This is a genomic window from Psychrobacter sp. bablab_jr014 (assembly GCF_016464015.1).
Classification (GTDB): Bacteria; Pseudomonadota; Gammaproteobacteria; order Pseudomonadales; family Moraxellaceae; genus Psychrobacter.
Window position 1 is genome coordinate 15,428 of sequence record NZ_JACDXT010000007.1, and the last position, 12,595, is coordinate 28,022.

The following is a 12,595-nucleotide window of genomic DNA, read 5'->3' on the forward strand; positions in this document are numbered from 1 at the left end:
TTACTCCAACATATCTGCCAAAAAGTGCAATAGCTCTGGCAATCGGTAATTACCCTCAGAAAACCCGTATTGTTCACATATTTCTGGAATGACTAAGGTTTCATGCTTGAGACGTTCATCTTTGCTAATGATGCGTAGAGTATCGACCAAGTCTGTACGTATATCCGAGTCATGTCCCGTTTCTATATCACCACTTGTCATAGTAGCGGTGTTAATGGTCATGTTCAAATTTTCAATGTGAATCATAGTTGAGCCTCAACGACGACTGTCCGTAATACAGAAAATGACACTTATTGTGTGTAGTTAAAGCTTAACCAATTATCGAGAATAAAGCAAATGAAAAAACCGATTTTAATCAAGTTTGGGCAGCGTGTGCGTGGACTTCGTAAAGAGCGTGAGCTTAGCCAAGAACAATTGGCTGAGTTAACAGGGCTTCATCGCAACTATGTTGGAATGATAGAGCGCGGAGAACGTAATCCATCATTATCGAATATAGAAAAATTTGCTAAGGCATTTGATATGAGTATTTCAGAACTGATGAAACTATAAGGCAGAAAATTATGCAGTTAGAAGAAGTCTTCTCAAAACTTCCAACATTCTATGAAAAGAAATTTTTAGAGCTAAAGCTACAAGAGGATATTTCGGGATTTTCTATAAATAAAGGCAATACAGGGCAGTTTTTGCAGCAACTACTGGACATGCCAAATAACAGCAATTTAACAGATTTTGATGATGGTGAGCTGAAGACTAACAAAGCACGTCCTGATGGTATGCCAATGGAAACAATGTTCATCACCCAAATTTCTAAGGATTTCGATACCCTGTTTTTTGGCGAGGCAGAATCTAATAGATTATTGGACAAAATCAGCAATTTGCTCTATTTACCTGTTGTCAAACCTAACAGCAATCTACCTGAAGACTGGTTTTTCTTACCAGCCCACCATATAGATTCGCGTAAGCATTCGATTTTAAAAGATATTTACATTCAAGATTTTCTTGATATTAGAGTAAAGGTTCTTAAGCAGTTGGAAAGTGGTGACGGCAATATTCACACTACTAATGGAAAGTATATTCAAATTAGAAGCAAAGACTCAAAAAGAAAAGATGGTACTTACAATCCCATCTATTCAGAAATTTTGGGGCGTACAGTGTCGAATAAGAATCATGCTTTTTACTTTAAAAAGAATTTTATGCAGGATATCCAAAACAATATTTTACCAAATACAAAAATTCTTTAGTAATTCCTAATCATTAGCTCATTGAGCTGACCGCGCTTTGAGCCTTTTGAATTGATACTACGACTCGCCTTGACACGCTCAATATTATAGTCAGCATATAAGTCATCAAAAAAGCGATTTTGACTGTCTAGATTGGTTGTATCCGAGTTGCTTAGCAGCCATTGATAACCTTGCTTATGTAGCGTATCACAAAAAGATTTAAGTGCTCTTTGGCTGTCATCGTTGAAACTGTCTTTGGCATAAGCAGTAAAACTTGATGACTCGCTTAAAGGTTTGTAAGGCGGATCAAGATAAAAAAATACAGGTAGATTATCTGTATTGATTACTTTAACCGTCTCTAAAACTTGCTCATAGCTGTCATTTAGAATGGTTGTTTTCCTAAGATGCTCTGATGCTGTCAAAATAGCATCTTCAAATATAAAATTAGGCTGTTTGTAGCTACCAATAGGTACATTGAACTGATTTTTACTGTTCACGCGATATAGACCATTAAAACCAGCACGATTTAGAAAGATAAACAGGGCTGCATGCTCAGTTGGTGACGCCAATCTATGGTTAAAGGCTTCGCGTTTTGCATAGTAATAAGGTTGTTTTGCAGCTTTGTCTTGCAATAGGTCATATTCATTTTGAAATGTATGAAGCAGAGCTAATAACTCGTTAGGCTCATCTCTGACTACCTGATAAAGAGTGACCAAGTCACTGTTGGTGTCATTAATGACAGTTGCTGTGGGTGAGTGTGTACTATCTAATAAATGCAAAGCAACCGCAGCACTACCCATAAATGGTTCTATGTAAATATAAGGCTCACCTTTTTTGACATATTCGGGTAAGCGTGCATCAATTTCTGAAAGCAACTGACTCTTACCACCTGCCCATTTTATAAACGGTTTTGCCATTGTAACTACCTTAAATTCACACATTTTCTTTGTATCATGAGCGCAGAATTATAGCATTTATGACGGCCATAGCATGACAGTAAAACAAACCTTATTGAAAAACCCACAGTACAATGCTAAATTCTAGCAAACTTCTGCCCTGCGAGTTGCCATGAGCAAACCAAACGCTGACAAACCGTCATCAAAGCAAAAATCAAAGTCCGCATCGCAAAACAAAGCCCGTGCGACAGACATTTCTTTGATTAACGGCAAACAAAAACCCCGCCGCTATAAAAAAAACGACGCTTCCTTTTTTATGCAGCGTGGTTATCAGATTCTTTTGGTACTCGGGCTGATTGCCGCTTTTGTTTTGTTTATGATTTATCAGACCTTGTTTGGGCGCATTACCCAGCCTGAAGAGATGGTAACCATCGAGCAAGGCGATACTTATTATGGATTGCTCTCCGATTGGCAGCCAGTGATGCTGTTTTCTCCTACCATTGCCAAGATGTATATCAAGGCGACAATAGACGCGCCCTTGCACGCGGGTATCTACAAGCTGCCCGAAAACCCAAGCCTCGTCGAAGCGCTGCAAGTATTGTCAAAAGGCGCAGAAGTAGCGATGGTCAAGGTGCAGATTATTGAAGGTAAAACGGTTAAAGACCTATACCAAACCTTGCGCGAGACCAAAGGTATCGAAAAACAACTCTTAACCGCCGACGATATTGATAATGCCAGTATTGCCAATGGGCTGGATTTATCAGGCATTTTACCAAGTCGCGTAATTGACAGCAGTGACAACATTGTCAATCACAACTTAGAAGGCTGGTTTGCGCCTGACACGTATTATTATGGCGAAGGTGCGACCGATACCCAAATCTTAACCGACCTTTATAAGCGCCAGCAGCAGACACTGACCGAAGCGTGGGAAGGCCGAGATGAAGGCTTGCCGTACAACAGCCCGTATGAAGCGCTGATTATGGCTTCTATTATTGAAAAAGAAACCAGCGTGCCTGAAGAGCGCCCACTCGTCGCCGCTGTCTTTGTCAATCGCCTAGAAAAAGGCATGCGCTTGCAAACGGACCCGACCATCATCTATGGTATGGGCGCACGCTATGATGGTAATATTCGCCGCCGCGATATCAATGAAACCACAGGGTACAATACCTATCAGATTGATGGGTTACCGCCCACGCCGATTGCGTTACCCTCAGATGCGTCCATTAAAGCAGCGATGCACCCTGCTGATAGCGACGCGCTGTATTTTGTGGCGACAGGTAATGGCGGGCATAAATTCACCAACAGCTTAAACGAACACAATCGCGCGGTACAAGAGTACCTCAAAGTGATTCGTAATCAATAACTACCCGCCGCAGATAGCATATTAGGGCGTGTCCCTAATTCAAGCGTTTATGACTAAATGGGCTAAAAATGGCTAAATCTTTGGCAAACGGTGTCAAACAGCTGGTCAATATCTTGATATTACCTGCGCTATTTTCCTTGCTTGCCTGCGATTTATCTCATTTTTATCACCATTTTTAAAATAGGGACACGCCCTAATAGGCAGCATCAAGACGACTTGAGCGCTGCCATTTTTATTTGCTTTTTTTGCTCAGCACTTTTTGTTAAGCGTTTTTTCAAACGCTTTTTGTTAAACAGATAAGGCCATATCATGACCGCAGCCGTGACACAATCACTCAGCACCGATCAGCAGCAAGGACGGTTTGTGAGCTTTGAAGGGACCGAAGGGGTAGGCAAGACCACCGCAATCAATAATCTGTGTGCCCGTCTGGATGCTGCAGGTATTCGCTATGTGCGTACGCGTGAGCCAGGGGGCAGCCCCTTTGCAGAGACGTTGCGCACCTTGCTCCTTGACCCGAAGACCGACATTACCGATGACACCGAGCTATTGTTATTGTTTGCAGCGCGCTGTGACCATATTGCGCAGGTGATTGCGCCTGCGCTGGCACGTGGCGAGTGGGTCATCTGCGACCGTTTTATTGATTCGACCATTGCGTATCAAGGGTATGGTCGCGCGCACAACGACCCTGTGGTGCAGGATAAGATTGCTCAGTTGATTGCTCAGTTTGTACCTTGTCAGCCTGATATTACCTTTTGGCTGGATTTGCCGATTGCAGAGGGTATGCGCCGCGCAGGCAAGCGCGGGGCGGCAGATCGCTTTGAGCAAGAGGCGATGGATTTTTTTACGCGGGTGCGTGATGGTTTTGTGGCGTGTCATGCCGCTGCACCTGAACGTATCACACGTATTGATGCGACAGGCAGCGCCGAAGCGGTGAGCGATCGCATTTGGCAACAGCTGAGTAGTTACTAAATCCAAAAATAGCTCAAAAAAATACCCGCATCTGTTTTGATGCGGGTAGGTATGTAAAGTGATAAACGTACGTCTAAATTAGCAATTAGCGAGTAAATTCTGGATACGCCTCTTGTCCACATTCTGACAAGTCCGCGCCTTCGTATTCTTCTGCTTCGCTGATGCGTAGACCCATGACTGCTTTTAAAATACCCCAAACCACAAGGCTTGTGACAAAGACCCAGACAAAGATGACCGCAGCACCGACCAACTGGCCACCAAAGCTTGCGTCACTGTTGGTAATTGGTACGAGCATCAAACCGAGCAGACCACACACACCGTGTACTGAAATTGCGCCGACAGGGTCGTCCAATTTGAGCTTATCCAGCGTTAAGATAGAGAACACCACGAGCACGCCTGCAATCATACCGAACACGGTAGCCAATAGTGGTGTTGGGGTTAGTGGCTCGGCAGTAATCGCCACCAAACCTGCCAGCACGCCGTTTAGCAGCATGGTCAAATCAGCACGACCAAAGATTAAACGTGCGGTGATAAGGGCAGCAATCGCACCACCTGCTGCAGCAGCATTGGTATTTAAGAACACCATCGCTACGGCATTGGCACTGTTTACATCAGCAAGCTTAAGCACTGAGCCACCGTTAAAGCCAAACCAGCCTAGCCAAAGAATAAATGTACCTAAGGTTGCCAAAGGCAGGTTAGCCCCAGGAATCGCACGCGCTGCTCCTGTAGCTGTATATTTACCACGGCGCGGGCCTAGCAATAATACGCCTGTTAATGCTGCTGTCGCCCCCGCCATGTGGACGATACCAGAGCCAGCAAAGTCAGAAAAGTTCAGCTCACCAATCAGTGGTACTGCTTTGCCGCCCCATGTCCAGCCGCCTTCAATCGGATAGATAAAGCCTGTCATCACGATCGCAAAGACAAAGAAGACCCACAGCTTCATGCGCTCCGCCACTGCGCCTGAAACGATAGACATACAGGTGGCGACGAACACCACTTGGAAAAAGAAGTCAGAGGCTTGTGAGTAGACCGCGTCACCATTAAAGCCGTTTTCTGCCGCTTGGCTTAAGGCATCAGGAATGAGTGATTCACCGCCTGCAATGCCTGAGAGCAGCAATGAGCCGTCATACATAAAGTAATAACCGCAAATTAGGTACATCGAGCAGGCGATGGCGAAAAGCCCCACGTTTTTGGTCAAAATCTCAGTGGTGTTCTTAGCCCGTACCAAGCCCGCTTCGAGCATGGCGAATCCTGCCGCCATCCACATTACTAACGCGCCACAAACCAAAAAATAAAATGTATTTAATGCGTATTGCATCTCAAAAATTTGACTTTGCATCTAAATTCCCCCTTGAATTGACAATGCAGTATGAGTTCGTCAGCGCGTATCGAATGAGCCGCGCCGTTAGCGCTTAGATGGCATCGGCACCAGTCTCTCCAGTACGGATACGGATGACTTGATCGAGCGCGGTCACAAAGATTTTGCCGTCGCCGATTTTGCCTGTACTGGCGATACGTGTGATGGCTTCGATAGCAGGCTCAACCATCTCATCGATGACTGCCACTTCGACTTTGACTTTTGGTAAAAAGTCCACCACGTATTCTGCGCCACGATACAGCTCGGTATGTCCCTTTTGACGTCCAAAGCCTTTGACCTCAGTCACCGTGACGCCTTTGACCCCGATATCTGAAAGTGCTTCACGCACGTCATCGAGCTTAAATGGTTTTAAAATCGCAGTGATTAGCTTCATAAAAACATTTCCTTATATGAGTGACATCGCAGGCTACTGCATGCGTTTTAATGCTGTGCACCATGATTATGCATAGTGTTTATGGTTCAAGAACTGTGCCAAACACGCTTCAAGGGGGAAGAGGCGTTGGCAAAACGGCTGAACCAAAACAGACCATAGCATAAAAAAACTGGTGACAATAAAAAACATTTGTCTACTAAAAATTATTATACGTCCTTAAAAAACAGACGTTCTGATGGCGTGCCAAATGCACAAAACCTTTTTATTATAACCAAATAATATGTGCTGCGGGTGGGCTTCCTGTGATGTTTTGCTAACAGTAATGATGTGAGACTCTATAGGCAGTTTGCGCTTTTTATTTGGGGATATTATCAGTCGTTATTTTTTAATAAGACTGTCTTAAGACCAAAAAAAATCGCCGTAAGCCTTATAAAGTAAAAGCATACAGCGATAAGACGGTCAATGAATATATAAAATAAAGATTTAAAATTTGGGGAATAATAAATAGGGCGTTTTAACACAGCTGAGTAGTTTTTTGGTATCACTGCCTTGGAGCAACTGACGAAAACGCGATTGGCCAAACGCACCACTCATTAAAAGACCAATATTATGTTCGGACTGGTAATAGCTGATGGCAGCACTGACGTCGCGATAATCGAGCAGTTGTTTTTTGCACTGAATGCCTGCTTGCTTTAAGCGAGCGTAGGCTTCACGTAGCGCGTCGCGGTTTTCGGACGTGTCTTTGCCCACCATAACGACATGCACGGTCATGGTACGAATGAGTTGGGTTTTGCACAGCCAGTTGAGCATTTTGTGTGCAGTCATACGATTGTCAAACGCGAACAGTGCCTCATTAGGGGGCGTAAATGCGGCATGTGTCACCAAAATGGGGCAGTGGCTAAGGCGCACCAGCTCACTTAACGTTGCTTTGCAGGTCACATGATGACCGATGACCGTCAGCTGCGCTTTGTCATTGATATAGTCAATGCTTTTGCCCAACGTCTCGTGCCGATACAGCGTATACACGTTTTGTTTGGCGTTTTGCTGCGCGCAATAGCTGCTGGCTTGATGCAATAAGATTTTGCCTTGGGTTTTTAGCTCGCAGCTGGTCAGATGCTCTTGGTTGGTAAACTGGTCGAGCAGGTGACTTTCATCATCAATGTTCAGGCAGCCTGAGTAATTAATCGCGCTTTTTTGATGCACATTCGGCATGGCGTATAGCAGACCGATAGGCGCTTGCAGACGCGTAGACGCCCACAAGCTGGCATTGAGCACTGCTGGGACGTGCTCAGGACAATCGAGGCACGCGACCACACTATTAGGTTTTAAATTACTCATAAGACCACCACATGTATTAAGCCGTGTATTAAACGCTGTTGCTTTGTTCCATTGACGTGATTGACGCTATGCTTAATCGAGCAGACCGATATCACGACGGTCATGAATCGAAAAGCGATCAATCAAGGTGCGGCTTGCGCTATTAAGCCCGATTACCTTAACATCAATACCTTCACGTTGAAGGCGCATGACCAGTTTATCAAGCGTATCGACGGCACTCACGTCCCAAAAATGCGCGTGCGTCACATCAATGTACACGCTATCAAGCGCTTCTTTGGTATCAAAACTGTGCAAAAAGTACGTGGTCGAGGCAAAAAATACCTGACCATGAACATAATAATAACGCGCATTGCTGTCTTCGTCATACTCACTATGTACGCTAAGAAAGTGCCCGATTTTATTGGCAAAGAACAGCGCTGAGAGCAGCACACCGACCAGCACGCCGTAGGCCAAGTTGTGCGTAAATACCGTGGTAATCACGGTCGAGAGCATCACAATATTAAAGGACATTGGGTGCGTTTTAAACTCGCGGATAGATTGCCAGTTAAACGTACCAATCGACACCATAATCATCACCGCAACCAAGGCTGCCATCGGAATTTGGCGTACCCAGTCGCTCAAAAAAACCACCATAATCAGCAGTACCACACCCGCAATCAGTGTGGATAAGCGCGTGCGTCCGCCAGATTTAACATTAATCATCGACTGACCAATCATCGCACAGCCTGCCATACCGCCAAAGCAGCCCGCCACAAGGTTCGCAATCCCTTGACCACGGCATTCTTTGTTTTTATTACTCGGCGTGTCCGTCAGCTCATCGACGATGGTTGCAGTCATCATAGACTCAAGCAAACCTACGACAGCAAGTGCGATAGAGTAGGGTGCAATGATGAGTAATGTCTCTAAATTAAGCGGAATATTTGGAAAAAAGAACATCGGCAATGAGTCAGGCAAATCGCCCATACTGCCGACATTGCGGATATCCAAATTCATCGTCATCGCGACAATGGTCAGACCCACGATACAAATGAGCGGCGAGGGAATGATGCGGCCAATCTTTGGAATCAATGGAAATAAGTAAATGATGCCCAATCCTGCGGCGGTCATCATATACACGGTCATGCCCACGCGGTCGGTTGCAGGATTGAGCTCAGGCAGCTGCGCGGCAAAAATCAAAATCGCCAAGGCGTTGACAAAGCCAATCACCACCGAGCGCGAGACAAAGCGCATCAGGTTGCCAAGCTTGAGCACTCCCATCACAAACTGAATCGCCCCGCACAATAGCGTTGCTGCGAGCAGGTATTGCAACCCGTAATCAGCAACCAAATCGACCATCACCAGCGCCATCGCGCCCGTGGCTGCCGAAATCATCGCAGGGCGACCACCAACAAAGCTAATCACCACGGCGATACAGAATGACGCATACAGGCCAACTTTAGGATCGACGCCTGCGATAATCGAAAAAGCAATCGCCTCAGGAATCAGAGCCAAGGCCACCACCAGCCCCGACAAAACATCACCGCGTACATTTGAAAACCACTCGTCACGGACATTATCAAAAAAAGAGGTCATAAATAAGCTGCATCTGATTGAATAAAAACAAAAAATCATCACCTGATAAACGTGGGGTGACGCAAATAGGAAAATATCATCCGTATGCGTGGCTGGGTGTTATTAACAGGCGTCGTCATGCCTTCAAACAAGGCATGTAGCGTCTGTTAAAACACGGAATCACGACCACAGCACATCGGTGAGATATTGCCGTCAGTACGGCAGATAGACAGTCATGTCTGAAAGGCAACCAATAGGTAGTCAATACCATCATCATGACGATAAGAATGCGTATTAAGAATGGCATGCAAGCGGTCACAACATGCTAAACTAAACGACTTGAGCGAAGCTGCCAGTAATAAGACATCAAAAACACGCGCATAATAGCACAAAGTGATAACAAAGCAGTACCGAAACATGAACGCTACCGTTATGATGCTCGCATGATTTGCCTCGCTGATTTGCCTTTTTGGCGCATTATAGCGCCTTGTTTTTGTTCGATTATCAAGGAGACTCCCATGACCGATACGCCAACCTCTCTCATTCAAAAAGGCAGTGGACTGCAAGTGGTCATCGGTTTGGGCGGCTCAGGCTTGTCGGCGGCGCGTTATTTGTGCCAAGAGGGCTATCGTGTGGCCGTCACTGATGCGCACACGCAGCCGCCACTTGCCGAGGCGCTACCACTCGCCGTGACCACACGCTGCTTTGGTGCTATTGATGCCGATTTGCTACTACAGGCGGAGCGTATTGTTATCAGCCCAGGCATTGCTTTAGACACACCTGCGATACGAGCCGCTATCGAACAGGGTATTCCTGTGGTCAGTGACATTCAGCTGTTTCGTGACGCCTGCCAAGCACCTATCGTCGCCATTACAGGCTCAAATGCCAAAAGTACTGTTACCACCTTGGTCGGACAAATGGCAGCCGATGCAGGCATCAATGTTGGCGTAGGCGGCAACATTGGCATCCCTGCGCTCGATTTGTTAAGCAATACAGATATGGAACTTGCTGTACTTGAGCTGTCGAGCTTTCAATTAGAGACGGTCAGTAAGCTTGGAGCTAAAGTAGCTTGCGTGCTTAATATGTCTCCTGATCATCTTGACCGTCATGGTGATATGCTCAGCTATCATCAAGCCAAACACCGTATTTTTCAAGATGCGCAGTCGGTGGTGGTTAACCGTGATGACGCGCTGACCCGTCCCTTGATTGCCGATACCGTACCGCGTCTTAGCATCGGTACACAAGCGCCTGATACCGATCAGTACGGCCTGATTGTGGATGCTGATGGACAGACGCATATTGCCCGTAGTACGACGCGCTTGTTGTCTGCTGATGACTTGCCAATCAAAGGCCAGCACAATTTATTAAATGCCGAGGCTGCCTTAGCGCTCGGTGAGCTGGCAGGTATTCCGCTCGAGAGCATGCTTGAGACCTTGCGTCATTTTGAAGGCCTGCCGCACCGCTGTCAGTTTATTGATAGTGTCAACGGCGTGGATTATTTTAACGATTCAAAAGGCACCAATATCGGCTCGACCATGGCGGCTATTATTGGCTTGGGCGCGGTCTATGCCCCAAAAGACGGTAAGCTGTTGGTGGTTTTGGGTGGTCAAGGCAAAGGGCAGGAGTTTGATGAGCTCGCCCCCCTCATGAATCAATATGTCAGCCAAGTTATTTGTATCGGTGAGGACGCGGCACTGATTGAGCAGCACCTACATCGTGGCAAGCTAAGCGGTGATGTTGACGTGCATCAGTGTCCTGATTTAGAACATGCCTTTGCTTGTATCGCTCGCTTGACCAAGAGCAGTTTGTCACAAGTACAGGCGGTGCTTTTATCACCCGCCTGCGCCAGTTTTGATCAGTACAGTGGCTACGCCGCACGTGGCGAGCACTTTATCAATCTTGTGCAGCATGCCGCGCAGGCAAGCGCACATTAAATGTAACAATTTAACTGCGTAATAGGGAATGCACCACCGTTTTTTGCCAGACAGTTGATTGTTTTTATTACAGATTGCTGCTACTGTCATGCAAGCGGCGACGGGGCGGGACAGGCGGGCGATAGTAGCACGGTCAGTCTTTGTTCTCTTTGCCATGTGGTGTAACAATAAGGCGTGTCCGTCACGCTGTATATTTTTTAGTTAGTGTATTTGACGATTATGGCGCTCACATTTTTCTCCCGCTCGACCTCAAAGTCGCAGACCGATAACGACTTTACTTCCTACCCACTTCTGCCTTCTGCCCGCACCACGTTACTGTGTAGCGTGGGCTGTATGATGGTGATGAGCCTGTTGATGGTGGCATCAGCCTCGATACCTTTTGCCTTAAGCCGCGGCATGACTGAGCTGTACTTTTTTGAGCGTCAGCTGTGGTATATGATTTTTGGCTTATTGGTGGCGGCGGTGCCATATCGCCTCATCTCATTAAGGACGCTGTATAAGACTGAGACGCAGTTTGTGCTGCTTGGCATTACGGGTGTATTGCTGCTATTGACGCTGTTTGGTACCCCGATTAACGGCTCTAAGCGCTGGCTAAATCTGGGTATCATTAACTTTCAGGTGGCAGAGCTTGCCAAGCTTGTAGTGATTGTTTTTGTCGCTGATTTTGTGGTGCGCCGTTCTTTTGAGGTGCGTAATGGCTGGGATGGTTTTTTACGCATTTCATTGGTCATTGGCCTTTTGACTCTGCTACTGCTACTCCAGCCTGATTTTGGCTCACTTGTGGTCATTGTCGGGACGGTGTTTGCTATTTTTTATATTGCGGGCGCACCATACAAGCAGTTTTTGGCGCTTGGCTCCGTAGTAGGCTGTTTGGCTGTGCTTGCGGTGACGTTGGTACAATATCGCTTGACGCGTGTATTGTCGTTTATTGACCCATTTGATGACATTCAGGACACCGATTATCAGTTGGCGCGCAGTTTGATTGCCTTTGGTCGAGGTGAGTTTTCTGGTGTGGGTTATGGCGAGAGTGTCCAAAAACTGTCGCACCTACCAGAAGCCCATACGGACTTTCTGCTGGCGATCACTGGCGAAGAGCTTGGCTTTATTGGCGTGGCGATGATTCTTGTGCTTGAAGCGCTTATTATTGGCAGTGCCATGCGCATCAGTTATAACGCGCTTAAACGCCGTCAGATGCGTATGAGCTACACTGCATTTGGTATTGCCGTTATATTCATTGCGCAGACCATTATTAATGCGGCAATGAATATGGGCGCGATGCCGACCAAAGGCTTGACCATGCCGTTCTTTAGTTATGGCGGTTCTTCCATCGTGATTAGCATGGTGATGGTTGCACTGCTGCTTAAAATCAACAAAGAAAGTCCAAATATTGAGACCAGCCAGTGCCGTTATTATTAAGGCGTACTCATTATTGCTTAAGTTTATAATAGGGCGTGTTGACCATTCGACCATGGCATTGACAGCGACTATTTTTTAGGCGATTCGATGTTAAAAATAATAAGTTTAGTCATTCTAAGCGTTTATTTTTAACGATGAAGCGGCAAAAAAGAGTCCTGTC

At 46.2% G+C, this 12,595-nt stretch carries 12 protein-coding genes; 6 read left to right on the plus strand and 6 right to left on the minus strand.

Annotated features, from left to right (window positions below):
- Positions 1-246, minus strand: a complete 246-nt coding sequence (locus JIE71_RS01885) for a hypothetical protein (protein WP_199507034.1) — start codon at positions 244-246, stop codon at positions 1-3.
- A gap of 90 nt (positions 247-336) precedes the next feature.
- On the opposite strand from JIE71_RS01885, the gene JIE71_RS01890 reads away from it, so the two are divergent.
- A complete protein-coding gene (locus tag JIE71_RS01890) occupies positions 337-549 on the plus strand; it encodes a helix-turn-helix domain-containing protein (RefSeq protein WP_199507035.1) in 213 nt (70 codons plus the stop codon).
- Between the two features lie 11 nt (positions 550-560).
- Positions 561-1,238 (plus strand): hypothetical protein, encoded by a 678-nt coding sequence (locus JIE71_RS01895; RefSeq protein ID WP_199507036.1) that lies wholly within the window; start codon positions 561-563, stop codon positions 1,236-1,238.
- On the opposite strand, the gene JIE71_RS01900 is transcribed toward JIE71_RS01895, so the two are convergent.
- Positions 1,235-2,134, minus strand: a complete 900-nt coding sequence (locus tag JIE71_RS01900; RefSeq protein WP_199507037.1) for a DNA adenine methylase — start codon at positions 2,132-2,134, stop codon at positions 1,235-1,237. The genes JIE71_RS01895 and JIE71_RS01900 overlap by 4 nt on opposite strands.
- A 151-nt stretch (positions 2,135-2,285) precedes the next feature.
- Between JIE71_RS01900 and mltG the strand changes: the two genes are divergently transcribed.
- Together mltG and tmk are read left to right on the plus strand one after the other, a co-directional pair.
- Positions 2,286-3,476 (plus strand): endolytic transglycosylase MltG, encoded by a 1,191-nt coding sequence (gene mltG, locus JIE71_RS01905; protein WP_199507038.1) that lies wholly within the window; start codon positions 2,286-2,288, stop codon positions 3,474-3,476.
- A 309-nt stretch (positions 3,477-3,785) separates the two neighbouring features.
- Positions 3,786-4,445: a dTMP kinase gene (gene tmk, locus JIE71_RS01910; RefSeq protein ID WP_199507039.1), complete on the plus strand. Its 660-nt coding sequence runs from the start codon at positions 3,786-3,788 to the stop codon at positions 4,443-4,445.
- Between the two features lie 85 nt (positions 4,446-4,530).
- Here the strand turns inward: tmk and JIE71_RS01915 are convergent, their stop codons facing one another.
- The 4 genes from JIE71_RS01915 to JIE71_RS01930 form a co-directional block, all read right to left on the minus strand.
- Positions 4,531-5,784: an ammonium transporter gene (locus JIE71_RS01915; RefSeq protein WP_199507040.1), complete on the minus strand. Its 1,254-nt coding sequence runs from the start codon at positions 5,782-5,784 to the stop codon at positions 4,531-4,533.
- Positions 5,785-5,857: 73 nt separating this feature from the next.
- The gene (locus JIE71_RS01920) at positions 5,858-6,196 is read right to left on the minus strand and encodes a P-II family nitrogen regulator (RefSeq protein WP_199507041.1); all 339 of its coding nucleotides are present in this window, start codon (positions 6,194-6,196) and stop codon (positions 5,858-5,860) included.
- A gap of 483 nt (positions 6,197-6,679) precedes the next feature.
- Positions 6,680-7,534 carry a universal stress protein gene (locus JIE71_RS01925; RefSeq protein WP_199507042.1) on the minus strand — a complete coding sequence of 285 codons (855 nt, stop codon included), beginning with the start codon at positions 7,532-7,534 and terminating at the stop codon, positions 6,680-6,682.
- Between the two features lie 72 nt (positions 7,535-7,606).
- Positions 7,607-9,106, minus strand: coding sequence for a SulP family inorganic anion transporter (locus JIE71_RS01930; protein WP_199507043.1), 1,500 nt, complete (start codon positions 9,104-9,106; stop codon positions 7,607-7,609).
- Between the two features lie 497 nt (positions 9,107-9,603).
- Here JIE71_RS01930 and murD point away from each other — a divergent pair, with 497 nt between their 5' ends.
- Together murD and ftsW are read left to right on the plus strand one after the other, a co-directional pair.
- Positions 9,604-11,019 (plus strand): UDP-N-acetylmuramoyl-L-alanine--D-glutamate ligase, encoded by a 1,416-nt coding sequence (murD, locus tag JIE71_RS01935; protein WP_199507044.1) that lies wholly within the window; start codon positions 9,604-9,606, stop codon positions 11,017-11,019.
- Positions 11,020-11,310: 291 nt separating this feature from the next.
- Positions 11,311-12,435, plus strand: coding sequence for a putative lipid II flippase FtsW (gene ftsW / locus JIE71_RS01940; RefSeq protein WP_416231997.1), 1,125 nt, complete (start codon positions 11,311-11,313; stop codon positions 12,433-12,435).
- The last annotated feature ends 160 nt before the right edge of the window (positions 12,436-12,595 follow it).

Coding starts and splice junctions, on each gene's coding strand:
- JIE71_RS01885 (WP_199507034.1), bottom strand. CDS start 246: ATGATTCACATTGAAAATTTGAACATGACCATTAACACCGCTACTATG.
- JIE71_RS01890 (WP_199507035.1), top strand. CDS start 337: ATGAAAAAACCGATTTTAATCAAGTTTGGGCAGCGTGTGCGTGGACTT.
- JIE71_RS01895 (WP_199507036.1), top strand. CDS start 561: ATGCAGTTAGAAGAAGTCTTCTCAAAACTTCCAACATTCTATGAAAAG.
- JIE71_RS01900 (WP_199507037.1), bottom strand. CDS start 2,134: ATGGCAAAACCGTTTATAAAATGGGCAGGTGGTAAGAGTCAGTTGCTT.
- mltG (WP_199507038.1), top strand. CDS start 2,286: ATGAGCAAACCAAACGCTGACAAACCGTCATCAAAGCAAAAATCAAAG.
- tmk (WP_199507039.1), top strand. CDS start 3,786: ATGACCGCAGCCGTGACACAATCACTCAGCACCGATCAGCAGCAAGGA.
- JIE71_RS01915 (WP_199507040.1), bottom strand. CDS start 5,784: ATGCAAAGTCAAATTTTTGAGATGCAATACGCATTAAATACATTTTAT.
- JIE71_RS01920 (WP_199507041.1), bottom strand. CDS start 6,196: ATGAAGCTAATCACTGCGATTTTAAAACCATTTAAGCTCGATGACGTG.
- JIE71_RS01925 (WP_199507042.1), bottom strand. CDS start 7,534: ATGAGTAATTTAAAACCTAATAGTGTGGTCGCGTGCCTCGATTGTCCT.
- JIE71_RS01930 (WP_199507043.1), bottom strand. CDS start 9,106: ATGACCTCTTTTTTTGATAATGTCCGTGACGAGTGGTTTTCAAATGTA.
- murD (WP_199507044.1), top strand. CDS start 9,604: ATGACCGATACGCCAACCTCTCTCATTCAAAAAGGCAGTGGACTGCAA.